The sequence below is a fragment of the Streptomyces sp. SAT1 genome (assembly GCF_001654495.1).
GTDB lineage: Bacteria > Actinomycetota > Actinomycetes > Streptomycetales > Streptomycetaceae > Streptomyces > Streptomyces andamanensis.
Genome location: NZ_CP015849.1, coordinates 6,449,938 through 6,473,427, shown reverse-complemented (window position 1 = coordinate 6,473,427; position 23,490 = coordinate 6,449,938). Strand labels below are relative to the sequence as shown.

The 23,490-nt window shown below is 75.1% G+C and carries 24 protein-coding genes; 9 read left to right on the top strand and 15 right to left on the bottom strand.

Features of this window, described 5'->3' with window-relative positions; all coding sequences use genetic code 11:
* Window positions 1-53: 53 nt before the first annotated feature.
* Window positions 54-1,241 carry a thiolase family protein gene (locus tag A8713_RS27810; protein ID WP_064536426.1) on the bottom strand — a complete coding sequence of 396 codons (1,188 nt, stop codon included), beginning with the start codon at window positions 1,239-1,241 and terminating at the stop codon, window positions 54-56.
* 193 nt (window positions 1,242-1,434) lie between these two features.
* Between A8713_RS27810 and A8713_RS27805 the strand changes: the two genes are divergently transcribed.
* From A8713_RS27805 to A8713_RS27795, 3 genes are all read left to right on the top strand, one after another.
* Complete coding sequence (locus tag A8713_RS27805; protein WP_064536425.1) at window positions 1,435-2,259, top strand: alpha/beta hydrolase; 825 nt, start codon at window positions 1,435-1,437, stop codon at window positions 2,257-2,259.
* Window positions 2,260-2,369: 110 nt separating this feature from the next.
* Window positions 2,370-2,855 (top strand): Dps family protein, encoded by a 486-nt coding sequence (locus tag A8713_RS27800; protein ID WP_064536424.1) that lies wholly within the window; start codon window positions 2,370-2,372, stop codon window positions 2,853-2,855.
* A gap of 115 nt (window positions 2,856-2,970) precedes the next feature.
* Complete coding sequence (locus A8713_RS27795; RefSeq protein ID WP_064536423.1) at window positions 2,971-3,633, top strand: hypothetical protein; 663 nt, start codon at window positions 2,971-2,973, stop codon at window positions 3,631-3,633.
* 26 nt (window positions 3,634-3,659) lie between these two features.
* Here A8713_RS27795 and A8713_RS27790 read toward each other — a convergent pair whose 3' ends face one another.
* Window positions 3,660-4,595, bottom strand: coding sequence for a Cof-type HAD-IIB family hydrolase (locus A8713_RS27790; protein WP_064536422.1), 936 nt, complete (start codon window positions 4,593-4,595; stop codon window positions 3,660-3,662).
* Between the two features lie 326 nt (window positions 4,596-4,921).
* Here A8713_RS27790 and A8713_RS27785 point away from each other — a divergent pair, with 326 nt between their 5' ends.
* Window positions 4,922-5,734 carry an SAM-dependent methyltransferase gene (locus A8713_RS27785; RefSeq protein ID WP_064536421.1) on the top strand — a complete coding sequence of 271 codons (813 nt, stop codon included), beginning with the start codon at window positions 4,922-4,924 and terminating at the stop codon, window positions 5,732-5,734.
* Window positions 5,735-5,802: 68 nt separating this feature from the next.
* Complete coding sequence (locus A8713_RS27780; protein ID WP_064536420.1) at window positions 5,803-6,330, top strand: NUDIX hydrolase family protein; 528 nt, start codon at window positions 5,803-5,805, stop codon at window positions 6,328-6,330.
* A gap of 29 nt (window positions 6,331-6,359) precedes the next feature.
* Here A8713_RS27780 and A8713_RS27775 read toward each other — a convergent pair whose 3' ends face one another.
* From A8713_RS27775 to A8713_RS27745, 7 genes are all read right to left on the bottom strand, one after another.
* Complete coding sequence (locus tag A8713_RS27775; protein WP_064536419.1) at window positions 6,360-7,832, bottom strand: MFS transporter; 1,473 nt, start codon at window positions 7,830-7,832, stop codon at window positions 6,360-6,362.
* A gap of 61 nt (window positions 7,833-7,893) precedes the next feature.
* Window positions 7,894-8,580: an N-acetylmannosamine-6-phosphate 2-epimerase gene (locus tag A8713_RS27770; protein WP_385489340.1), complete on the bottom strand. Its 687-nt coding sequence runs from the start codon at window positions 8,578-8,580 to the stop codon at window positions 7,894-7,896.
* On the bottom strand, window positions 8,577-9,620 hold the full coding sequence (locus tag A8713_RS27765; RefSeq protein WP_237305466.1) for an ROK family protein: 1,044 nt from the start codon (window positions 9,618-9,620) through the stop codon (window positions 8,577-8,579). Before A8713_RS27765 ends, A8713_RS27770 begins: the two co-directional genes overlap by 4 nt.
* Complete coding sequence (locus tag A8713_RS27760) at window positions 9,617-10,576, bottom strand: dihydrodipicolinate synthase family protein (RefSeq protein ID WP_064536418.1); 960 nt, start codon at window positions 10,574-10,576, stop codon at window positions 9,617-9,619. Before A8713_RS27760 ends, A8713_RS27765 begins: the two co-directional genes overlap by 4 nt.
* Window positions 10,577-10,889: 313 nt before the next feature.
* Window positions 10,890-11,657 carry a FadR/GntR family transcriptional regulator gene (locus tag A8713_RS27755; RefSeq protein ID WP_107440719.1) on the bottom strand — a complete coding sequence of 256 codons (768 nt, stop codon included), beginning with the start codon at window positions 11,655-11,657 and terminating at the stop codon, window positions 10,890-10,892.
* A 170-nt stretch (window positions 11,658-11,827) separates the two neighbouring features.
* Window positions 11,828-13,459 carry an amidohydrolase gene (locus A8713_RS27750; protein ID WP_064536417.1) on the bottom strand — a complete coding sequence of 544 codons (1,632 nt, stop codon included), beginning with the start codon at window positions 13,457-13,459 and terminating at the stop codon, window positions 11,828-11,830.
* 60 nt (window positions 13,460-13,519) lie between these two features.
* Window positions 13,520-14,407: a TetR/AcrR family transcriptional regulator gene (locus A8713_RS27745; RefSeq protein ID WP_064536416.1), complete on the bottom strand. Its 888-nt coding sequence runs from the start codon at window positions 14,405-14,407 to the stop codon at window positions 13,520-13,522.
* 95 nt (window positions 14,408-14,502) lie between these two features.
* On the opposite strand from A8713_RS27745, the gene A8713_RS27740 reads away from it, so the two are divergent.
* Window positions 14,503-15,972, top strand: coding sequence for a purine-cytosine permease family protein (locus A8713_RS27740; protein ID WP_064536415.1), 1,470 nt, complete (start codon window positions 14,503-14,505; stop codon window positions 15,970-15,972).
* 46 nt (window positions 15,973-16,018) lie between these two features.
* Here the strand turns inward: A8713_RS27740 and A8713_RS27735 are convergent, their stop codons facing one another.
* Window positions 16,019-16,639 carry a response regulator gene (locus A8713_RS27735; protein ID WP_064536414.1) on the bottom strand — a complete coding sequence of 207 codons (621 nt, stop codon included), beginning with the start codon at window positions 16,637-16,639 and terminating at the stop codon, window positions 16,019-16,021.
* A 164-nt stretch (window positions 16,640-16,803) separates the two neighbouring features.
* On the bottom strand, window positions 16,804-18,135 hold the full coding sequence (locus A8713_RS27730) for a sensor histidine kinase (protein WP_064536413.1): 1,332 nt from the start codon (window positions 18,133-18,135) through the stop codon (window positions 16,804-16,806).
* A 268-nt stretch (window positions 18,136-18,403) separates the two neighbouring features.
* Here A8713_RS27730 and A8713_RS27725 point away from each other — a divergent pair, with 268 nt between their 5' ends.
* The 3 genes from A8713_RS27725 (at window position 18,404) to A8713_RS27715 (ending at window position 20,933) form a co-directional block, all read left to right on the top strand.
* Window positions 18,404-18,976 carry a GlcG/HbpS family heme-binding protein gene (locus A8713_RS27725; RefSeq protein WP_064536412.1) on the top strand — a complete coding sequence of 191 codons (573 nt, stop codon included), beginning with the start codon at window positions 18,404-18,406 and terminating at the stop codon, window positions 18,974-18,976.
* Window positions 18,977-19,047: 71 nt separating this feature from the next.
* The gene (locus tag A8713_RS27720) at window positions 19,048-19,695 is read left to right on the top strand and encodes an ankyrin repeat domain-containing protein (RefSeq protein ID WP_064536411.1); all 648 of its coding nucleotides are present in this window, start codon (window positions 19,048-19,050) and stop codon (window positions 19,693-19,695) included.
* Between the two features lie 116 nt (window positions 19,696-19,811).
* Complete coding sequence (locus A8713_RS27715) at window positions 19,812-20,933, top strand: YncE family protein (RefSeq protein ID WP_173860999.1); 1,122 nt, start codon at window positions 19,812-19,814, stop codon at window positions 20,931-20,933.
* Window positions 20,934-20,954: 21 nt separating this feature from the next.
* On the opposite strand, the gene A8713_RS27710 is transcribed toward A8713_RS27715, so the two are convergent.
* The 4 genes from A8713_RS27710 to A8713_RS27695 all read right to left on the bottom strand — a co-directional run bounded on the left by A8713_RS27710 (window position 20,955) and on the right by A8713_RS27695 (window position 23,454).
* Window positions 20,955-21,431, bottom strand: a complete 477-nt coding sequence (locus tag A8713_RS27710; RefSeq protein ID WP_064537752.1) for a nucleoside deaminase — start codon at window positions 21,429-21,431, stop codon at window positions 20,955-20,957.
* Window positions 21,432-21,560: 129 nt separating this feature from the next.
* Complete coding sequence (locus A8713_RS27705) at window positions 21,561-22,061, bottom strand: nucleoside deaminase (RefSeq protein ID WP_064536409.1); 501 nt, start codon at window positions 22,059-22,061, stop codon at window positions 21,561-21,563.
* A gap of 168 nt (window positions 22,062-22,229) precedes the next feature.
* Window positions 22,230-22,700: a cyanase gene (gene cynS, locus A8713_RS27700; RefSeq protein WP_064536408.1), complete on the bottom strand. Its 471-nt coding sequence runs from the start codon at window positions 22,698-22,700 to the stop codon at window positions 22,230-22,232.
* 127 nt (window positions 22,701-22,827) lie between these two features.
* Window positions 22,828-23,454, bottom strand: a complete 627-nt coding sequence (locus tag A8713_RS27695) for a carbonic anhydrase (protein ID WP_064536407.1) — start codon at window positions 23,452-23,454, stop codon at window positions 22,828-22,830.
* Between the last annotated feature and the right edge of the window lie 36 nt (window positions 23,455-23,490).

Here is a 23,490-nt window from a genome sequence, read left to right as displayed (position 1 = left end):
GGGCGGGACCGGTGACGTGGGGGGACGCGCGGCCGGGGGGCGGTGCGGGGCGGTCAGGGGCGTTCGACCAGGACGGCGCTGCCCTGGCCGACGCCCACGCACATCGTGGCGAGGCCGCGGGTCGCGCCGGTGCGGTTCATGCGGTGCAGCAGGGTGGTGAGGATGCGGGCGCCGGAGCAGCCGAGCGGGTGGCCCAGCGCGATGGCGCCGCCGCTCGGGTTGACCAGGTCCTCGTCGATGCCGAGCTGGTCGACGCAGGCGAGGGCCTGAGCCGCGAACGCCTCGTTGAACTCGGCCTCCTCGATGCCGCCGATCTCCCATCCGGCGCGGGCCAGCACCTTGCGGGTGGCGGGGACGGGGCCGATGCCCATCACGTCCGGGTGCACGCCCGCCGAGGCCCCGGCGACATAGCGGCCCAGGGACGTCAGACCGAGGTCGTCCAGGGCCTCCTCGCTCACCAGGAGCAGTCCGGCGGCGCCGTCGTTCATCGGGGAGGCGTTGCCCGCGGTGACCGTGCCGTCCGTGCGGAAGACGGGCCGCAGCCGGGCCAGCTTCTCGTACGAGGTGTCCTCGCGGACGCACTCGTCGGTGTCGACCAGGACGCCGTCGGGGCGCTCGACGGGCAGGAGTTCCCGGTCGAAGTGGCCCTCGGCGCGGGCGCGGGCGGCGCGCCGGTGGCTGCGCAGCGCGAAGTCGTCCTGCCGCTCGCGGGTGATGCCGTACCGGGCGGCGACCTCCTCGGCGGTCTCCCCCATGGACAGCAGCCCGTGCAGGTCCTTCATCGCCGGGTTGACCAGGCGCCAGCCGAGCCGGGTGTCGTACGTCTCCATGCGGTGCGGCAGCGCCTCGTCCGGGCGGGGCAGCACGAAGGGGGCGCGGCTCATCGACTCGGAGCCGCCCGCGAGCACGATGTCGGCCTCTCCGGCGGCCACGGCGCGCGCGGCGGTGGTGACCGCCTCCAGGCCGGAGGCGCACAGCCGGTTGACGGTGGCGCCGGGCACGGACTCGGGGAGTCCGGCGAGCAGGGCGGCCATCCGGGCGACGTTGCGGTTGTCCTCGCCCGCCTGGTTGGCGGCGCCCCAGTAGATGTCGTCCACGCGGGCCGGGTCGAGCGCGGGCGCGTCGGCGAGCAGGGCGCGCAGCACCGCGGCGGCCAGGTCGTCGGGGCGCACGGTGGACAGGCTGCCGCGCACCTTGCCGATCGGGGTGCGGCGGGCAGCCGCGAAGTGGACGGGGCGCACGGCAGGTCTCCCAGGAGGCTCGCACGGTGGCGTACGGACCGGCGGCGGCCGCGCGGGCCCGCAGGGGCGCTCGGCCGGCTCGGCCGCGTACGGCCATCAACCATTAATTAGCACTGCTAGTTTCGGACTATAGACCTCGGGCCGACCCGCTGGGAAGATCCCCGCAGGGTCCGCCGACGCCGCTGGAGGAGACATGAGCGACACCCGCGAGCACGTCCTCACCGGGTCCCGGGGCGCCGTCCGCGTCCGCGTGTGGCCGCACCCGCGCCCGCGCTTCCTCGCCCTGCTGGTCCACGGCTACGGCGAGCACGCCGGGCGGTACGAGGAGGTGGCCGGTGTGCTCGCCGGGCTCGGCGCGGCGGTGTACGCCCCCGATCACCGGGGTCACGGCGGGTCGGCGGGCGAGCGGGCGGTGATCGAGGACTTCGAGGACGTGGTCGCCGACGTGCACGCCGTGGCGGACCTCGCCCGCGCCGCGCACCCGGGGCTGCCGCTGGTCCTGCTCGGCCACTCCATGGGCGGTCTGATCGCGGCCCGCTACGCCCAGCGGTACGGCGCCGAGCTGACCGCGCTCGTGCTGTCGGGGCCGGTCATCGGCGCCTGGGAACTGCCGGGCCGGCTGCTCGCCCTGGACGAGATCCCCGACACGCCGATCAGCCCGGCGGCGCTCTCCCGGGACCCGGCGGTCGGCGCCGCGTACCGGGCGGACCCGCTGGTGTGGCACGGCCCGATGAAGCGGCCCACGCTGGAGGCGTTCGCGCGGACCCTGCGGACGGTGGCCGAGGGCGGGGACGTGGGGCGGCTCCCGGTGCTGTGGCTGCACGGCGACGACGACCGGCTGGTGCCGCTCGCCGGGAGCCGGGTCGGCGTGGAGCGGCTCACCGGCGGCCGGGACGGCGGCGGCGACCTGACCGAGCGGATCTATCCGGGCGCCCGGCACGAGGTGTTCCTGGAGACCGACCGGGCCCAGGTGTTCGCGGACGTGACGGCCTTCCTCCAGCGGGTCCTGCCCCGCTGACCCGCACCGCCTCGCGTGCGGTCCGGCCGGGGCGGGGCCGGTTTGCGACGGTGTCCGGCGGGCACCCGCCCGGTACCGCCAGAGACGACCCCACGAGGGAGAACCACCGCATGACTGTCGTGAAGAGCACGATTCCCGAGTCGGCACGCCAGGTCACCGGGGAGGCGCTGCAGAGCACCCTGGTGGACCTCCTCGGCCTGTCGCTGATCGGGAAGCAGGCGCACTGGAACATCGTCGGCCCGCGCTTCCGCTCCATCCACCTGCAACTGGACGAGGTGGTGGCCTCGGCCCGCGAGTTCGCCGACACCGTCGCCGAGCGCTCCTCGGCGCTCGGTCTGCCGCCGGACGGCCGCCCGGAGACGATCGCCTCCGCGTTCACGCTGCCCGGCCCGAAGGACGGCTGGATCCGCGACGACGACGTCGTCCAGGTGATCGTCGAGGCCCTGGAGGCGGCCATCGCGCGGCTGCGCGAGCGTATCGAAGCGACCGAGAAGCCGGACCCGGTCACCCAGGACCTGCTGATCACGATCACCGCGGAGCTGGAGAAGCAGCGCTGGATGTTCGCGGCCGAGAACGTCTCCCGCGACGACGACTGACCGCACGACCGCCGAGAGGTGTCGGCGGCCCCCGACGGGTGCCGCGGGACGACCGGCGAAAGGGGCGCGTGATGGACGAGGCCGTCGAGATCGCCGAGGCCGTCGGAGCCGTCCGGTGAGCGCGGGGACACGGAGCCGCGAGGCCGAGATCGTGCGCGACCTGGTCGCCGAGCACGGCGAGACCTTCGCCCACGAGGCCGGTATCCCGCTGAAGGACACCCCGCAGCCGCTCTACCGGCTGCTGGTCCTCGCGGTGCTGCTCAGCGCCCGTATCCGCGGCTCGGTCGCCGTCGCGGCGGCCCGGGAGCTGTCCGAGGCCGGGCTGCGCGATCCGCGCAGCATGGCCGCGGCCGACTGGCAGCGGCGCGTGGACGCGCTGGGCCGCGGCGGCTACCGGCGCTACGACGAACGCACCGCCACCCAGCTCGGCGAGGGCGCCGAACTGGTCCAGGAGCGCTGGGGCGGCGACCTGCGGCGGCTGCACCGGGAGGCGGGCGGCGACGTGGCGGCGCTGCGCGATCTGCTCCAGGAGGTCCCGGGCCTCGGCCCGGCGGGCGCCGACATCTTCCTGCGCGAGGCGCAGGCCGTGTGGACCGACATCGCTCCGTACCTGGACGCCAAGGCGCTGTCCGGTGCGGAGCGGCTCGGGCTGCCCGAGGACCCGGAGCGGCTGGCCTCGGTGGCGGGCGACACGGATCCGGCCGCCCTCGCGGCGGCGCTCGTGCGCGCGGCGCTCGACAAGAAGGTGGCGGAGAAGGTGGCGGAGTCCGTCGGGTGAGCCCGGCGCCCGCACCGTACGCCGCATCAGTCCCGTACGCCGGTGCCCGTACCCGCCGCGCGCGGCTCGGCCGACAGCAGCTCCTCCGGCAGGTCCAGCAGGCGGGCGATGGTGCGCAGGACGCCGTTGTCGTTGTTGGAGGGGGCCAGGTGGCGGGCCCGCCGGACGACCTCGGGGTGCGCGTTCTCCATGGCGAACGACCACTCGGCGGCGTCCAGCATCTCCAGGTCGTTGAGATAGTCGCCGAACGCCAGGGTCTGCGCGGGCGTGATGCCCAGGTCCCGCTGGAGGCGGCGCAGCGCGGCACCCTTGTCGGCGGTGCGGTTCATGACGTCCACCCAGTGCTCGCCCGAGACGACCACCTGGTGGGTGGCGGTGAACGGCGCCAGGGCCGGGGCGGTGGTCCGCTCGGCGGACCCGAAGTCGAAGAGGGCGACCTTGATGATGTCGTCGTCGACCGCGGCGGCGTCCGCCACGACGCGGTGCCGTACGTAGTACTTGCGGACCTCGGCGAGGAACGGCTCGTCGCTCCGCTCGACGTAGGCGGACCGCTTGCCGCAGACCACGGCGTCCACGTCCGCGCCGCGCCCGGCCAGCTCCCGCACGGTGGCGACCAGCCGGGCGGCCACCGCCGGGTCCAGCGGGTCGGAGCTGAGCTCGACGCCGTCACGGACGACATAGGTGCCGTTCTCCGCGATGAACACCATGCCCTCCTCCGCACCGGCGAACTGTTCGGCCAGCGTGGCGTACTGGCGTCCGCTCGCCGGGCTGAAGAGCACTCCGCGGCGGCGCAGTTCGGCCAGGACCGGCCACAGCCCCGGCGGGATCCGCTTGCTGTCGTCAAGGAGCGTGCCGTCCATGTCCGTGACGATCAGACGTATGTCGGCAGGGGCGCCGGACCCGGCGGGGCCGGTGGCGCCGCCGTCGGCGGTGGTGAGCACGGGCGAGGGGGTGCTGGACATGTACCGGTTCCTGTGGGAGGGCGGGGCGGGCGCGCCGACGGGCGGTGCGGCGGCGGGCCGGGGCCGGGGCCGCACGGCCGGGGCCCCGGCCCGCCGGTCCCCGAGACAAACACGGCGCACGCCCCGCGGGCAAACGCCGTCCGCGGGCGCGCGCGTCCGGTCCGGTCCGCCGATTCCCGGGACACCGTGATCACCGCGCGGCACAATGGCTGGGACCGGCGGGTGGACGACGCCGCCGTGATACACGCGTAGACCGACCGGGACGTACGACCGGGGACTGACGACCGGGACGTACGACGGACACAGACGAACCAGGGAGCACGGACGTGAGCGAGAGCAACACCCCGTCGGGCGGGTCGCCGAGGCTGAACACCGGGGTGGCGCACAACGCGCGGGTCTGGAACTACTGGGTGGGCGGCAAGGACAACTACGAGGTCGACCAGCGGGTCGGCGAGCATGTCGCCGGGATGTTCCCGGTGATCCGCGAGGTCGCGCGCGCGGACCGCGAGTTCCTGGGCCGGGCGGTGCGCTTCCTGACCGCCGAGCGCGGGATACGGCAGTTCCTCGACATCGGCACCGGACTGCCCACGGTCGACAACACGCACGAGATCGCCCAGCGGCTCGCCCCCGACGCGCGGATCGTGTACGTCGACAACGACCCGATCGTCCTCGCCCACGCCCGCACCCTGCTGACCAGCACCGCCGCCGGGGCCACCGACTACATCGACGCCGATGTGCACGACCCGGACGCCATCGTCGAGCGGGCCGCCGAGACCCTGGACTTCGGCCGGCCGGTCGCCGTGATGATGCTCGGCATCCTGAACTTCGTCCTGGACACCGACAGGGCCCGCGACATCGTCCGCCGGGTCATGGCGGCCGTCCCCCCGGGCAGCTTCCTGGTCCTCACCCACCCGACCCTCGACGCCGACCTGGGCGGCGAGGGCAACGTGGGTGCCATGGCGTTCTGGAACGAGAACGCCACTCCCCCGATCACCGCCCGGCCGCGCGCCGAGGTGGCCGCCTTCTTCGAGGGCCTGGACCTGGTCGAGCCGGGTCTGGTGCCCTGCTCGCGGTGGCGGCCCGGGGCCGGGCCGTCCGCCGTGGTGCCGCAGTTCGGCGCGGTGGCCGTGAAGCCGTGACGCGGGGCGGCGCCCCGCCGCCCTCCCCCTTCGGGAATGACTGAAAGTATGATCAAGCAATGTCTGACATGACCGAGATCACGCCCGGTTGGCTGAGCACCGACGAGCTGGAGTCGGCGCGCGCCCGCATGCCGATCCTGTACGTCGAGGCGGTGCCGGTGCGCGTGGACGACAGCGGCGAAGTGACCAGCATCGGACTGCTGCTGCGCATCGGACCGGACGGCACGGTCAGCCGGACGCTGGTCTCCGGCCGGGTGCTGCACCACGAGCGGGTGCGCGACGCCCTGCTGCGCCACCTGGAGAAGGATCTCGGACCGGTGGCGCTGCCCCGGGTGCCCGCCTCCCTCCAGCCGTTCACGGTGGCGGAGTACTTCCCGACGGCGGGCGTCACGCCGTACCACGACCCGCGTCAGCACGCCGTCTCGCTCGCGTACGTCGTCCCGGTGGCCGGTGACTGCCGGCCCCGGCAGGACGCCCTGGACCTGGTCTGGTTCACGCCGCAGGAGGCGGTCTCCGCCGCCCTCCAGGGCGAGATGCCGGGCGGGCACGGCGTCCTGCTGAAGCAGGCGCTGGCGCACGTCGGGTACGTGGCCTGACGCTGGGCCGCGCGGTGCACGGCCAGCCCTCAGGGGCGCGTGTGCTGCGGTGTGCCCCGCGGCGCCCCGCCGACGCCCTCGTCCACGAGGTGGTCGGCCGGGCCCTCCGGGTCGAGCAGCCGGCCCAGCCTGCCCGGCACGTCGAGACCGACCAGCAGCACCACGATCATCGTCCCGGCGAAGGTGAGGACGGCCAGCGCCTGCCCCAGGTCCATGCCCGAGGCGAGGTGCGCGCCGAGCACGGGGGCCACGGCGCCGCCCAGCGCGCCCACGTTGTAGGTGAAGCCCAGGGCGGCGGCCCTGGAGTGGGTCGGGAAGTGCCCGCCGATGTAGCGCGGCAGCAGCCCGGAGATGCCGAAGCTGGTGGCCTGGAGCACGAACAGCAGCACGCCGAGCAGCGGCAGGCTGTCCTTGACCGCGAACACCGGGAAGACGAAGGCCAGCGAGGCGAGCAGGGTGAAGGCGTACGCCTTCTTGGTGCCGATCCAGTCGCCGACGAAGCCCGCCAGCCAGCAGCCGGCCATCGTGCCGAAGCCCGCGTAGAACAGCACGTCGGTGACCTGGCCCGGGTCGTAGCCGAGGTCGGACTTCAGATAGGTGGGCAGCAGCGCCTGGATGGGCCAGGAGTACAGGAACGCGAAGAAGATCGTGACGATCATCGACACGTGGAGCAGCCAGCCGCGCCGCCCGCCGAGCTGCACGGCGAAGGCGATCAGGCAGATTCCGGCCACCACCGACAGCAGCGGCACCAGGCCCTCGCCGAGCGGGGTGAAGACCGCGAAGAGCGAGACGGTGGCCGCGACCGCGAGTACGACGTTCGTGGTGGCCCTCGCGGGGGTGGCGAAGAGCGGGCGGAACGGGTTGGGCCGCTGTCCGCGCTCGGCGACGGACGCCTTCCAGTCGGCGGCCTCGGGCAGGGCGCGGCGCATCCACAGCGCGATCAGGACGGGGATCAGGCCCAGATAGAACATCCAGCGCCAGCCGAGGTTCGGCACCACCCACTTGTACACCTCGGCGGCCAGGACCGTGCCCACCGAGTAGCCGGAGATCAGGAAGCCGCTGGCCCGGTTGCGCATGTGCACCGGCCAGCTCTCCATCACATAGGTGGCGCTGGACGAGTACTCGCCGGCCATGCCCATGCCGATGGCGAGCCGGGCGACGAACAGGCTGGTGTAGTCCCAGGCGAACCCGCAGGCGAAGCTGCCCAGCGAGTACAGCAGGATGCTGACCACCATCGACAGCTTCCGGCCGAAGCGGTCGCCGAGGGCGCCGAGCACCGCCCCGCCGAGCCAGCGGGTGATGAAGGCGGCGGAGACCAGGCTGGCGGCCTGGACCGTGTCCAGGTGGAAGTCGTCGCTGATCTCGGTGAGCACCAGGGTGATCAGGACGAAGTCGAAGCCGTCGAGCAGATAGCCGATCCAGGCGGCGAAGAACGACTTCCACTGGCTGCGGCCCACCTGGCGGTACCAGGGGGCCGAGGGCGGCGCGGTGGTGTGGTGCACGGTGACTCCAGGATGCCGGACGGACTCGTCGTCGAGTGCGGTCGGGAACGAGGGAGAACGCTCAGGGACGGGTGAGACGGGTCACGAACCGCCGGGTGAGGGCGGTCGGGGCGGTGATGGCGGTGCCGACGACGACGCTGTGGGCGCCCCTCTCCAGCGCGGCGGCGGCCTCCTCGGGGGTGCCGATACGGCCTTCGGCGACGACCGGGGCGGCGGTCGCGGCGGCGAGGGCGGCGACCAGGTCCAGGTCGGGGCCGGACCGCCGCGGGGACCCGGGCACGTATCCGGACAGGGTGGTGGAGACGAAGTCCGCGCCCTGCCCGGCGGCGCGCACGCCTTCCTCCAGAGTGGCGACGTCGGCCATGACCAGGGCGCCCGCCGCGTGCACGGCGGCCACCAGACCGGCGAACGAGCCGCCGTCCGGGCGGGGCCGTGCGGTGGCGTCGGCGGCGACCACGTGCGCGCCGGCCTCGGCGACGGCGAGGGCGTGGCGCACGGTCGGGGTGATGTAGACGCCGGTGTCGCCGTCCTTCCACAGGCCGATCACGGGCAGGTCCACGGCGGCCCTGACGGCGGCCACCACCTCGGGTTCGTTGACGCGGATGCCCGCGGCGCCCCCGGCCGCGGCGGCGCGGGCCAGCGCGACCAGGGTCGGCGTCTCGCGCATCGGGTCGCCGGGCGGTGCCTGGCAGGAGACGATCAGCCGGCCGCGGACGGCGGCGGCGACGGTTGCCGCGGACAGGGTCATCGGGTTCCTCCGGGTACGGGCTGGGGCACGGCCGGACCGGTCGCGGGGGTCGCGGGGCCGTGCAGCGGGGTGGTGCGGGTGAGCAGGGCGGCGCCCCGGACGGCCGCGTCGGCGCCCAGGCGCGGGGGCACGGGGCGCAGCGCGCGCAGCGGGGCCATCAGTTCCGCGCGGAAGGCTTCGGTGAGCGCGGTCCAGTACAGCGCGCCGATGCGCGGTACGCCGCCGCCGACGACGACCCGGTCCGGGCCCAGCGCGTTGGCCAGGCCGCCCAGGACCCGCCCGGCGGCGCGGGCCCCGGTGGTGATCGCCCGCCGGGCGGCGGCGTCGCCCCGCGCGGCGCGCCCGGCCACGTCCTGGAGCCGGCCGACGGGCTCTCCTGCGAGCCGTCCGTACAGGGCGGTGATGGCGGGCCCGGCGGCCACGGCCTCCAGATGGCCGCTGCCGCCGCAGGTGCAGGGCAGCCCCTCGGCCTCCGGGCTGGGCACATGGCCGAGGTGACCGGCGATGCCCGCGCTGCCGTGCAGCATCCTGCCGTCGACCGCGACGGCGCCGCCGACCCCGGTGCCCACGGCCGCCAGCAGGAGCGAGCGGCGCGACCCGTCGAGCGCGGCCAGTTCCGTGGCGGCGGTGGCGCGTACGTCGTTGTCGCAGGCGACCGGCAGGCCGGTGCGCGCGGACAGGCCCGCGGCCAGCGCGGTGCCGGCCCAGCCGGTGAGGGAGTCGGTGGCGCTGGTGACGGTCCCGGTGACCGGGTCGATGACACCGGCGGCGGCGACGCCGATCGCTCCGGCGCCGCCGTCCACCTCGCGGGCGGCGGCGGCCAGCGCGTTCAGGACCGCCGCCGCGCCCGCGCGGGCGGGGGTGGGCCGGGTGTGCCGGCGCAGCACCGTGCCGTCGACGGCGACTAGGGCGGCGTCGATCTTGGTCCCGCCGAGGTCGAGGCCGATGACGGGACCGGCCGACGTGCCCGTCTCGGGACCGGCCGCCCTGTCCGTCTCGGGACCGGGTCCGGCCGTACCGGACGGCTGGGCGGCGGTCATCGGGCCGGGGTGAGTCCGGCGGCGCGCAGCCGGGCGTCGACGGCGGCGACGGACGAGGCGCTCAGCCCGATCTGCGGGAACGCGGTGTCGGCGTGGTCGATGACGCCCAGCAGCCGCAGCGCGGCCTTGAACGCGCCGAGCGCGGAGGAACTGCGGCCCATCTCGTCCTCGGGGCCCGCGTCGACCATGGCGAACAGGGCGGCCAGCCGCTCCTGCTCCGCGGCCGCGCGCGACCAGTCACCGGCTCGGGCCGCGTCGTGGAGGCGTACGTATCCGGCGGGGTCGACGTTGCCCAGACCAGGGACGACGCCGTCGGCGCCCGCGAGCAGCGCCGCGTCCACCGTCAGCTCGGACCCGGTCAGCACCGAGAAGGCGGGGGCCGGTCCGGCGTCACGTCCTTCCCGGCCGCCGAGGGCGACGAGCAGGCGGCGCAGCGAGCCCTCGTCGCCGCTGCTGTCCTTGACGCCCGCGAGGGTGCCGTCGGCGGCCAGGTCGAGCACCAGGGCGGGCGAGAGCTTGCTGTGCACGGAGACCGGGAGGTCGTAGGCGAACAGCGGCAGGTCCACCCGGTCCCGGACACGGCGGAAGTGCCGGGCGGTCTCCCAGGGGTGGGTGCGGGTATAGAAGGGCGCGGTGGCCACCAGCGCGTCGGCCCCGAGCCGGGCCGCGGCGCGGGCGTGGTCGAGGACGCGGGGCGTGGTGGTGTCGATGGCCCCGGCGAGCACCGGCACCCGGCCGTCGACCACGTTCACCACGGTCTCCAGTACGGCACCGCGCTGCTCGTCGGTGAGGTAGGCGACCTCACTGGTGGAGCCGAGGGCGAACAGGCCGTGGACCCCGCCGGCGAGCAGGTGCTCGACCAGCCGGGCCAGGGAGCCCGTGTCGACGTCTCCCTGGGCGTCGAGCGGGGTGCAGACGGGCGGGACGACTCCGCGCAGGGGTGCGGTCAAGGGCATGAGTACTTCTCCGTGGATGGTGCCGGACAGGGACGTAGGACGTCTGACGTCCGAACTTTAAGCATCCTCCGGGCGGGCGGGTCAAGAGGGGGGCAGGTCACAGGTGGGGAGGCGAACGGGGCGGAGCGGGGGCCCGACATAAGTCATGCGCATGACAAGCGCTTGAATGCTTGAGCATGACAAGTGTTACGGACACGCCGGGCACCCCGGGGCTTCGGGGCCCCGGGAGCCGGAGGCACGACCGGAGGGCGGCGGAGGACGCCGGGCCGGGCGGGTCTCAGGAGGCGGGCGCGGCCCCGGCGGTCGGACGGTCTCAGGAGGCAGTCGCGGCCCCGGTCGTCGGGCCGTCCTGAGCGGCGCGGGCCTGGGCCAGCCGGGTGCGTACGGGCGCGTAGTGACCGGCGAGGGCGCGCGAGAAAGCGTCCGCGTCGCGGTCCCTGGCCGCGCGGACCAGGGCGCGGTGATCGGCGACCGTGCCGGCCTGGTCCGTTTCGGAGCCGCCCCTGAGATGCGGCGCCACGAGGGCGTACACGTCCCAGAACGCCTGGGAGAGCTGGCTGACCAGTTGGTTTCCGATCGGTTCCATCAGCCGTTCGTGGAAGGCGCGGTCGCAGGTCGCGAGGTCCTCGCCCGCGGCGCCGAGGGCGTCCATCTCGTCCACCAGCGCGTCCAGCGCGTCCAGATCGCCGGGGGCGAGCGCCGCGAGGATGCGCTCGGCCATGCCGCGCTCGATCAGCTCGCGCACCTCGATCAGCTCGGACAGGATCCGGAAGTCGTCCTGAGGACTGAGCAGACCGCGGAAGACCAGGCCCTCCACCAGCGCGGAGAGGCTGAGCCGGCCCACGTACGTCCCGTGGCCGCGCCGCACCTCCACGATGTCGAGCACGGCCAGGGCCTTGACCGCCTCGCGGATGCTGGACCGGCTGGCGCCGAGCGCGGCGCACAGCTCGGCCTCGGACGGCAGCGGGTCGCCCGGCTTGAGGCGGTTGTCGAGGATGTAACTCTTGATCGCCTCCGAGACCTCCTGCCGCAGCGACGGCCGGGCCGTCGTCCGGAACTCCTTCGGACGCGACGGGTTCACACCTGCCCCTTCCTCGATGGCTGCGCCTGCCTCTTGCGCGGGCCGCACCCCCAGCGTATCAAGGTAGGACATCAGACATCTGACGACGTTCCACCAGCGCTCCGGCCGCCCGTCCGCCCCCGCGCCGCCCGTCGCCGGCCGCTCCGCCCGCCGCCTCGCCCGGCGGGCGTTCAGATCCCGGCGGCGCGGTGGGTGGGGCGCCCGGCCACCACCGTGAGCAGGACCGGCAGCCCGGCCAGGTCCGCGTCGGCCACGTCGAGGGGGTTGTCGGCGAGCACCGTGAGATCCGCACGGTACCCGACGGCGAGACGGCCGGCCATGTGCTCCTCCCCCGCGGCCCAGGCCGGGTTGAGGGTGATGCCGCGCAGCGCCCGGAGCGGGGTCAGCGCCTGCTCGGGGCCGTGCGGCGGCCGGGAGAGGTCGCCGGGGCGCCGGTGCCGGGCGCCCGCCATGACACCGAGGGGCGGATAGGGCGCGATGGGCCAGTCGGAGCCGAGGACAACCCGGGCGCCCGCGTCCCACAGGTCGCGGCAGCGGAACGCCCGGGACGCCCGCTCCTCGCCGAGGCGGCGCGACCAGTTGTCGGTGTGGTCGGCGCGCGTGTACTCGCAGCAGTGGGTGGGCTGCATCGAGGCCGCCACCCCGAGCCGGGCGAAGCGCGGCACGGTGTCGTCCGGGACGGTCTCGATGTGCTCCACCCGGTGCCGTACCGGTGCGCCGTCCGCCGCCGGGGTCTCCGCCTGCGCCCGTTCCACCGAGTCCAGGACGTGACGGACGGCGGCGTCCCCGATGGCGTGGGTGGCCGTGGGCACCCCGGCCCGGTGCAGCGCGCCGACCACCCGGCGGTACTGGTCGGGGTCGGGCCAGAAGGCGTCCCGGGACTCCCCGTGGCAGTCGGGGCTCTCCAGCCAGGCGGTGCCGTTGTCGATGGTGCCGTCCATGAACATCTTCACCCCGGCGACCTGCCACAGCCTGCCGCCGGTGCCCTGCTGCCGGACGAGTCCGTCGACCGCCTCCGCGTCGGCGCCGGGCTGGCACCAGGGCGCCACCCGCAGCCGCAGCGGCAGGTCGCCGTCGCCCTCCAGCGCGCCGAGGATGTCGAGGGTCGCGCCGTTCGCGTCCATGGCATGCCCGCCGGTCAGCCCGGTCGCGGCCATCTCCCGCAGCACCTCGGCGGTCCGTGCCCGCAGCTCGTCCCCGGTCGGCCGGGGCGCGACGGCCTCGACGAGTTCGCAGGCCGCGTCCTCCAGCAGCAGCCCGGTGGGGCGGCCCGCCTCGTCGCAGACGATCTCGGCGGCCTGCTCGAACCGGCGGGGCCCGTCGACACCCGCCTGTTCCAGCGCACGGGCGCTGGCCAGCATGGAGTGCCCGTCGAACAGGTCGATCAGGGCCGGTACGCCGTCGAGGACCGGGCCGAGGGACGCGGCGGCCACGGGTGCGTCGCCGAAGGAGTTCGGGTCCAGGCCCCAGCCGCGCAGCCAGGCGCCGGGCGCGAGCGCCGCGGCCGGACCGGCGAGCGCCGCGCGCACGTCCGCCAGATCGCGGCAGGCGGAGAGGTCCACGCCCATGGTGCGTTCGGCGCCGGAGACCGGGTGCAGATGGCCGTCCGTGAAGCCCGCGGTGACCACCGCGCCCTTCAGGTCGAGCACGGTGGTCGCCGGTCCGGCCAGCGCCCGGATCTCGCGGTCGTCCCCGAGGTGGGTGATACGGCCGTCGCCGACGGCCAGCGCGGTGTGCGGCAGGAGCGAGCCCGTGCCCGGGTCGAGCAGCCGGGCGGAGAGCAGGACGAGATCGGGGGACACGGGTCGCTCCTTGCGAACTGGTGGTGCGGGGTGTGCGGGGCGCGGCGGGCGGTGGCGCCTCTACGGGGCCGAGGGCTCCGAGGACTCCGAGGACTCCGTGCGGGAGACCGGGGCCGGTTCGGAACCGGACCGAAACCCGGAACCGGAACCGGAGCCGGGTCCAGGGCCGGAGCCGGATGCAGAGCCGGATCCAGGGCCGGAGCCGGATGCAGAGCCGGAGGTGACAGTGGAGGCGGCGGTGGCGGTGGCCGTGGTCCGTGCCGACGCGGGGGCGCTCTCCCCGTCGGCGGCGCTCCGCACGGCGGGAACCGCTCCCTCGGCGGGTGCGGCGAGCGTGCCCGCGGGCAGCCCGAGCGCGTTCTCCGCCGTGGCGGCGGCCATGCCGCTCACCGCCGCCGGGTGCTCGGCCGTACCGGTGTTCGCGTGCGCGCCCAGGCCGTCGAGGACGACGAGGATCTGGACGACGGCCACGGACACGTCGGCCGGGTGGAACTCGCCCGCGTCCACGCCCTCCTGGACGAGCGCGCCGAGGCGACCGCGCCAGGCGGCCTCCTGCCCGACGACCCGCTCGCGCAGTTCGGGCCGGTAGCGGCTCAGGTGCCGGGCGTTGATCCACAGCCTGCTCATCGTGTCGTAGGCGTCGCCCGTCGTGCGGGCGAGGAACCGGACCAGGCGCAGGGTGGGCGTCTCGCCGGGCCGCCCGGCCGGGACCAGGGCGTCCAGCTCGCCGGTGGCGGCGCTGCCGAACGCCTCCGCCACGAGATCGTCCGCGGCGGGGAAGTAGTGGCTGATCAGCCCCGGGCGCACCGCCAGTTCCTCGGCGATCCGGCGCAGGGTGATGCACTCCAGCCCCTCGGCCAGCGCGATCGCCGCGGCGGTGCCGACGATCTCCGCACGCCGGGTGGCCGGGTCTTTGCGAACTCGTTTGCGGCTGACGCTTGACGACATGTGCCGGATGCTATTGAGTGACCGACCAATAAGCAAGCTCCGACCGGTGAGCAGGCTCCGACCGGTGAGCACGCTCCGAACGCCCCGGAGGGACAATGGCGTCCACGATCCCCGACCCGCACCCGGACGTCGACGACCGTCCCGGCGCACCGCCGCCCCCCGAGCGCGCGGCGCGCGTCGAGGCCCACGGCATCGACCACATCCCGGACGGCGAACGCCGCGGCCGGCCACGGGAGTTGTTCTCCGTGTGGGCCGCCGCGAACGTCAACTACCTCAGCCTGGTGGTCGGCGGCGCGCTCGTCCTGATGGGCCTCGGTCTGTGGCAGGCGCTCGCGGTCATCGTGGTGGGCAACGCGTTCTGGCTGCTGACCGGGGTGCTGGCCGTCTCCGGTCCGGCCGCGGGCACACCGAGCGAGGTGATCACCCGCGCCATGTACGGGATCCGCGGCAACCGCGTGAACAACGCCGTCGTCGGCTGGCTGATCTCCGTCTGCTACTTCGCACTCAACCTCGCCGCCGCCGCGACAGCGGCCTTCTCCCTGGCCGGCGAGGCGGGCCTGCCGGTGAACACCGGGGTGAAGATCGTCGTCGTGGTGGCCGTCGCGGCCCTGACCCTCACCATCAGCGTCTACGGCCACGCACTGATCATGAAGCTGTATCTCCCGATCACCCTGGCCCTCACCGTCGCCTTCGCGGGGGTCGCGGTCGCCGTCGTCCGGCACGCGGACTTCTCCTACACGCCCGAGCAGCCGCTGACCGGCACCGCACTGTGGGCGGCCGTCCTCGGCGGGATCGCCCTCGTCGCCTCGGGCCCGCTGTCGTACACGACCAGCGCGGACTTCTCCCGCTATCTGCCCCGTACGACGTCGGCGCGGGCGATCGTCGGCTGGACGGCGCTCGGCGGCTTCCTGCCGGGCACGCTGGTCTGCGCGCTGGGCGCGTTCGCCGCGACCGCCGTCGACATGACCGACCCGCAGAGCGCGCTGCGCGGGATCCTGCCCGGCTGGTTCGACCCGGTCTTCCTGCTGGCGCTGATCCTCGGCACCGTCGCCATCAACGCCCTGACCGCCTACAGCGCGGGCCTGGCCCTCCAGGCGGTGGGCGTGCGCATCCGCCGCTCGCTCAGCGTCCTCGTCGACGGCACGGTCTCGGTCGCGCTCACCCTGTACGCGCTGCTCGTGTCCAACTTCCTCGACACGGTGAACAACGTCCTCCAGCTCACCGTCGCGCTCCTCGGTCCCAGCATGGCCGTCTACGCCACCGACATCCTGCTGCGCCGCAACCGCTACGACGGGCGCGCCCTGACGGACGAGACCCGGGGCAGCCCCTTCTGGTACTCCGGCGGCGTGAACCGGGCCGGCGCGGTCGCCGTCCTCGCGGGCACCGCCGCCGCGTCCCTGTGCGTCGACACCCTCTCCTGCACCGGGCCGATCGCGTCCGCCCTCGGCGGCGTGGACCTCGCCCTGCCGGTGGGCCTGGTGGTCGCGTCGGTGCTGTACGCCGCGCTGCTGCCGAGGACGGGGCCGGGGCTCCGGCTCGATCCGCCTCCCACCGACCGGCGGTAGGTGAGCCGGGGGCCGGGGGGCCGGGGGGCCCGGTCCCGGCGGTGGTTCAGGGCAGCAGGCGCTGTTCCTTGGCCACCGCCACGGCGCCCGCGCGGGTGTCGACGCCCAGCTTGTCGTAGACGCGCCCCAGGTGGGTCTTGACCGTGGCCTCGCTCAGGAACAGGGCCTTGGCGATGTCCCGGTTGGTGAGCCCGCGGGCGAGCTGGCCGAGGATGTCGCGCTCGCGGTCGGTGAGGCCGGGGCGCGGGCTGCGCATCCTGGCCATGACCCGGTGGGCGACCGGCGCCGACAGCGCGGTACGGCCGGCGGCGGCGCTGTGGATCGCCGTGAACAGCTCGTCGGGGCGCTCGGCCTTCAGCAGGTACCCGGTGGCGCCCGCCTCGATGGCACGGGTGATGTCGGCGTCGGTGTCGTACGTGGTCAGGACCAGGACGTGGACGGCGCCGCCGGAAGCGGCGGTGATCCGGCGGGTGGCCTCCACGCCGTCCATCCCCTCCCCCAGTTGCAGGTCCATGAGGACCACGTCGGGGGCGAGCTTCGCGGCGAGCGCGACCGCCTCCGCCCCGCCGCCCGCCTCACCCACCACCTCGATGCCCGCCGCGCTGCCCAGCAGGGCGCGCAGACCGGCGCGGACCACGGCGTGGTCGTCGCACAGCACCAGCCGCACGGACGGCGCCGCAGCAGGCGTGGCGGGCGCGGCCGGCTGCTGTGCTCCGGCCGGTCCGTACGGTTCATCAGCTCCGTACGGGCCGGTCGGGTCATCAGCTCCGTACGGGCCGGTCGGGTCGTCAGCTCCGTACGGGCCGGTCGGGCCGGTCGGTCGGGGGTGGTTCACGGTGCGGAGACCTCCGTGGGGCTGGGGCTGGGGCCGGGGCCGGGAGCGGCGGGGAGCGGTACGGCGGCCGAGACGACCGTGCCGTCGCCGGGCGCGGACTCGACGGTCAGGGTCCCGCCGAGCTGGCGGACCCGGGCGCGGATCGCGGGCAGCCCGTGCCCGCGCACCCCGGCGGGCCCGTCGGCGCGCACCGCCCGCACGCCGGTGTCCAGGCCGCGCCCGTCGTCCGCGATGTCAAGACGGACCTGGTCGCCCAGATAGGTGAGGGTGAGGGCGGCCCGGGTCGCGCCGGAGTGCTCACGGACGTTGGCGAGGGCGCCCTGCGCGATGCGCAGCAGCGCGGACTGCACCCGGTCGGGGAGCCCGGCCGGCCCCGGGGTGCCGTCGATGTGGCAGGTGACGGTGCGCTCGGGTGTGCTCTCGCGGGAGGCGAGGCCGCGCAGCGCCGCTTCCAGGCCGTCGCCCTCGGCGAGGTCGGCCGGTGCCAGGTCGTGCACGAACCAGCGGGCCTCGGTGAGACTGCGCTCGGCGATCGTGCCGGCGGTGCGCACATGGGCGCGCGCCCGCTCCGGATCGGTGGCCCACAGCCGGTCGGCGGCCTGGAGCAGCATCCGCTGGCTGGACAGGCTCTGGGCGAGGGTGTCGTGGATCTCCATGGCGAGCCGCTGGCGCTCGGCGAGGGTGCCTTCGCGGCGTTCGGTGGCGGCCAGTTCGCGGCGGGTGCGGACCAGGTCGCGGATGAGCACGGCCTGCCGGGCCGCCTGCCGGTCCATGCGGGTGAAGACCGCGGTCGCCAGGAGGGCCACGGCCGGCGGGCCGACCACCAGGTCGACGTCGATCCGGTCGGCCAGCCGCAGTTGCGCCACCACCACGAAGACGGTGAAGAACGCCACCAGCGTGTACGCGGCGCGTTCGGGCAGGGTGCGCAGCGCGGTGTAGAAGAGCGGCACCGCGCACCAGGCGAAACTGGGTGCCAGCGCGACCAGCACCGCCCAGACCGCGACCAGCGCGCCCAGCCGTAGCAGCCCGCCGGACGACGGCCGCCGCCGTCCGGGGGCCGCGCCCGCGCCGCCCGCGTCCCCGGCGGCGAGTCCGTCGCCGGGCGGCCCGTCGGCCGTGCGCCGGCCGATGACGTACAGCACGGCCAGGGCCCCGGCCAGCGCCAGGACCGCGGGCACCTGCGGCTGGGCGCCGTGCCGCTGCGCATAGCGGGCCAGGGCGGAGCCCAGCAGCAGGAAGAACGCCAGGTGGACGGCGAACGCGAGCCCGCGGGCCCCGCCGTCGGCGGCCTTCGGCCCGCTCGACGGGGGACGGCTGCTGGACTGCATGGGCTGCTCCGCTCCTCCCCCGACGGGGCTACTGGCACCTTCGTGCACCGGGACATATGGCGGCGCCGACGGCATCGGCGTACGGCGGCACTGACATTGTCGCCCCGACCGCGCCCGGCGGGGTCAACCGTTCGGTTGACCCCGCCGTCAGCCGTCCCGCGCGCCGGAGCGAGCCGGTACGCCGACGGGGGCGCGGGGTGGGCGGCCCGAGGCTGGAGGCACGGCGCGGACAGCACCGCGCCACGACACCACCGGGGAGTTGCCCGTCATGCAGCACAAGGCCAAGAAGTTCTCCACCCGCGCCAGGACCGTCACCGCCGTGGCGGCCGTGGCGGCGGTCGGTGCCGGGGTGGCCGGCGCGGTGTCCGCCTCCGCCGGCACCCCGGCCGCCGCGCCGGTCGCGGCGACCGCCGCGGTGAAGGGCAGGGCCACGACCACCAGCACCCACCTGACGGTCGAGGCCGCCACCGAGGCCGCGCGGGCGGCCCTCAAGGCGGCGCAGAAGGAGGGCCAGCGGGTGACCGTCGCGGTGGTGGACCGCAACGGCAACACGGTCGTCACCCTGCGCGGGGACGGCGCCGGTCCGCAGTCCTACGACTCCGCGGTCAAGAAGGCGTACACCGCCGTGTCCTGGAACGCCCCCACCTCCCAGCTGGTCAAGCGCCTGGACGGGGCGCCCACCCTCAAGGACATCCCGGGCACACTGTTCCTCGCGGGCGGCGCCCCGGTCGCCTACGACAACGCGCCGATCGCGGCCGTCGGCGTGGCGGGCGCGCCCTCCGGCGACCTGGACGAGAAGTTCGCCCAGGTCGGCGTGGCGGCCATCGGCAACGGCCGCTGATCCCGGCACCCGCCCGCGCCCCGCCGCACTCGTTCCTGTCCGCTGCCGCCTTCTTGTGGAGGAGTTCCGTCGTGGCCAAGAAATCCCTCTCCCCGGCCGACCGCGCCCTGCTGGACGCCGCGCGGCGCGGTGACACCGCCGCCGTACGCGCCGCGCTGGACGCGGGCGCTCGGCTGGAGGCACGCGACGAGGACGGCCGTACACCGCTCCTGCGGGCGGCCCTCGCCGACCGGGTCGCCGCCGCCGAGGCGCTGGTCGGCGCGGGCGCGGACGTGAACGCGCAGGACGCACGGCAGGACAGCGCCTGGCTGGTGACCGGCGTGACCGGCAGCGTGGCGATGATGCGCGTGCTGCTGCCCGGCGGGCCGGATCCGGCGCTGACCAACCGGTTCGGCGGGGTGTCGGTGATCCCGGCGAGCGAGCGCGGCCATGTGGCCTACGTACGGGCGGTGCTGGCCGAGACGGACATCGACGTGGACCACGTCAACCGGCTCGGCTGGACCGCCCTGTTGGAGGCGGTGATCCTCGGCGACGGCGGGCGCACCCACCAGGAGGTCGTGGAGGTGCTGCTCGCGGCGGGCGCCGACCCGCTGCTGCCGGACGGCGACGGCACGACGGCGCTCGCCCACGCCGAACGCCGGGGTTTCGACGGCATCGCCGCCGTCCTGCGGGAGGCCGAGGGGCGGGCGGGTACGCGCGGCCGGGAGGCCGGACGATGACGTGGCCGGGGCTGAGGGCCGGGGGTCCGAGGGCCGGGGCATCGCGGGCCGGGGCATCGCGGGCCGGGGCATCGCGGGCCGGGGCATCGCGGGCCGGGGCATCGCGAGTGTCGGCGGTGCTGGCCGCGCTGACGGTCTGCGTGGTGCTCGCCGGATGCGCGGCGGACACCGGGCGCGGCGACGGCGCGGGTGCGCCCGCCCGTACGCCCGCGACGGCGGCCGGTCCCACGGACCCGTCCCCGGCGGGCGCGCTGCCCGAAGGCGCCCTGCTGGTGACCGACTTCGGCGCCGACACGGTGACCTTCGTCGACCCGGCGCGCCGCGGCCGGGCGGCCGCCCTGGGCTCGGTGACCGTGGGCGCGGCTCCGTACGGCGTCGCACTCGGCGCCGACGGCATGGCGTGGGTGGCGACGGCCGAGGGTGTGGCGGTCGTGGACACCGGCGCCCGGCGCCGCGTCGCGCTGATCCCGTACGCCACGGCCACGGGCCCGGTGACCACCGGTGAGTACCGGGGCGGCGGCATGGGCATCGCCCTGTCCCCGGACGGCACGCGGGTGTACGTCGGGGTGAACGTCCCCGATGGCGGCGGCACCCTGGAGGTGATCGACACGCGCCGTCGCGCGGTGGTGCGGACCGTGCCGGTGGGACGCCGCCCCTTCGACGTCGACGTCTCGCGCGACGGCCGCCAGGTCCATGCCACCGGGCACGACTCGTTCGACGTCACGGTCGTCGACACCGGCACCTGGTCCGCGCGCCGTATCGAGGTGGCCCCGTACGGCACCGAGGGCGGCCTCGGCTCATGGCTGAAGCCGCACTACGCGGCCGTACGGCCGTCCGACGGGGCGCTGCTGCTGCCGTTCGAGGGCGAGCGGCTCGCGGTGGTGGACCCCCGCTCCGGCCGGGTCCGGGTCGAGCCGATGACCGCCGACACCCATCAGCACGGGGTCACGATCGGCGCGGACGGCACGCTGTACGTGGTCGGCACCGGGCCGATCGATCCGTCCCGGGACGAGGGGCCGTCGCTGACGGTGCGCTCCCCCGGCGGCCAGGAGCGGGTCGTCCCGCTCGGCGGGCCGCACGAGGACGTCGCCGTGTCGGCGGACGGCCGCACCGCCTATGTGTCGGGCGGCTTCACCCGGGACGGACACTGGGACGGCATCAGCGCCGTCGACCTCGGCACGGGCCGCGTCACCCGCCTGGCGGTCGGTCACCGGCCGCTGGACATCGCGGTGTTGTAGCCGCGCGCGGCCGTCGGCCGGTCACGGTCCTTCCGCGCACCGCCGGTGGAACTCGTGGTGCAGCGCGCGCAGCCGGGAGGTGAGCGCCGGGGCGGGCCCGCGCACATCGAGGCCGGGCACCACGTCCCGCAGCGGCAGACAGCGCACCGGGGACGGCGGCGCGTCCAGGGCGGTCAGCCACGCGGTCAGCTCGGCGGCCGAGTGGGCGTAGACGACGGTCCCGAGCCCGGCCCAGCCGTGGGCGGCGGCGCACATGGTGCAGTGCTCACCCGAGGTGAAGACGGTCGCCGCCGCCCGCTCGCGGCCATCGAGGTGCTCGATGGCCCAGCGCGCCAGGGCGAACTCGGGGTGACGGGTGCGGTCGCCCAGGGTGTGCACCCGGTTGCGGTCCTCCGCCAGGATCCGCCCGTCGCCGCCGACCAGCAGCGATCCGAACGGCTCGTCCCCGGCGCGCAGCGCCTCGGCCGCCAGGCCGACGGCACGTTCCAGGTACGGCAGGTCGGCGGCGGTCGCCTCGGCGGGGCGGCGGGCGGAGCGTCCGGAGGGCTCTCCGGCGGGGGCTCCGGCGGACGCTTGGGTGGGGTCTCTGTCGGACGCTTCGGTGGGGTTCACGGTCGCGTCGCCTCCTCAGGCCGCCGTGGGGACACCGGCGACGCGGCGCTCACCGCCGTTGCGCTCCTGCCACAGCCGGTAGACGTCGACGGCGTCCTCGCGCGGCTCGTGCCGCATGGGCAGTCGGCGCTCGCGCCAGTCCTTGGCGAACTCGCCGTAGAAGGTGTCGAGTTCGAAGTACTTGCGGTCGTCGACGTAGTGGGGTTCGTAGGCGTCGCGGGTGGTGAGGAAGACGACCTCGTCCGGCGAGCAGTAGTAGAGCGAACCCAGGCACATCGGGCAGGGGTGGGCGAGGACGTAGACGGTGGCGCCGACGAGGTGTTCCGTGCCGAGCCGGGTGCACGCCTCGCGTACAGCGAGGATCTCGGCGTGGGCGGTGGGGTCGCTGGTCTGAGCGACCTGGTTGGCGCTCTCGGCCAGGATCTTGCCGTCCTTGACGATGACGGTGGCGAACGGGCGCCCGCCCTCGGCGACATTGCGGCGGGCGAGGTCGATGGTGCGCTGTGCGAAGTCCATGGGGAGTGGCTTTCGGTGAGTTCTGCGGAGTCTTTCGGCGAGTCCTGCGGAGTGAGGTATCGGGCGGGGCGGATCCGGAGGTCCGGACGGATCCGAAGGTCCGGGCGGGGCGGGCCGGGGAGTCGTGGTGCGCCCCCGGCCCGGCCCCGCGCACCGGTCACTCGGCGGTCAGAAGGGCTTGGTCGGCAGGTACTTGCCGTCCAGGGTGATCACGGCGCGCTCGCCGCCCTCGGGGTCGGCGACCTTCTTGACGTCCAGCTTGAAGTTGATCGCGGAGATGATGCCGTCGCCGAACTGCTCGTGCACGAGTGCCTTGAGCGTGGTGCCGTACACCTGGAGCATCTCGTAGAAGCGGTAGATGGTCGGGTCGGTGGGGACGGCACCGGCCAGGGAGCCGCGGGTCGGGATCGTCCGGAGCAGCGTCACGGCGTCGTCGTCCAGGCCGAGCAGCTCGGCGACGGCCGCGGCGGACTCCTCGGGCAGGGCGTGCTGGCCGAGCACGGCAGCGGTGGTGAAGGCCACGGAGAGGCCGGCCGCGTCCGCGATCTGCTGCCAGCTGAGGTCCTTGCGGATCTTGGCCTCGACGGCGGTGACGGCGAGGGCCTGCCGGGCGGAGGGGTCGAACTGGGCGTGCGTCATCAGGGAATGTCCTTCCTGGTTACCAGGGTGGGGGAACGCCCGGTCCGCCGCGACACGGCGGCGGCCGGGAGGTAGGGATGCCCGGGGCCCAGAGAGGGCGGAAGGGCGACGGGGCCGGGCCCGGCGGTCAGGCCGCCGGAGCGGGGGTGGCCGGGGCGTCCGTAGCCGCCGGGATGGCCGGGACGGGGGCGGAGGTGAGGACCTCCACCCCGCCGGTGGCGATGTCGTAGACCCACCCGTGCGCGGTGAGGGCGCCCTCGGCCAGGGCGCGGGCCACGGAGGGATGGGTGGCCAGGGTCGCCAGCTGGGCGAGCACGTTCTGCCGGACCAGGGCGGTGACGTCCCCGCGTGCGGCGGTACGGGCACGGGAGGCGTCCGCGTGCCGCAGCCAGCCGGCGACCGCCGGGACACCGCTGAGGTCGTGCGTCTCGGCCAGCGCCGTCATCGCGCCGCAGCCCGAGTGCCCGCAGATCACGACGTCACGGACGCCGAGGACGGCGACGGCGTACTCGATACCGGCCGCCACCGCGTCCGGGCCCGGTGTGTACGCGGGGACGAGGTTGCCCGCGGTGCGGACGACGAACAGCTCGCCCGGTTCGCTGGCGGTGATCAGTTCGGGGACCACGCGCGCGTCGGAGCAGCCGATGAACAGCGTGTGCGGCGCGTGGTGCCCGGCGAGACGGGCGAACAGGTCCGCCTTGGCGGGATGGACGTGCCGCTGGAATCGCGAGACGCCCTCGGCGAGGTCACGCATGGGTCACTCCCTTCGGTGGGTCTTCGATGGGTCCGG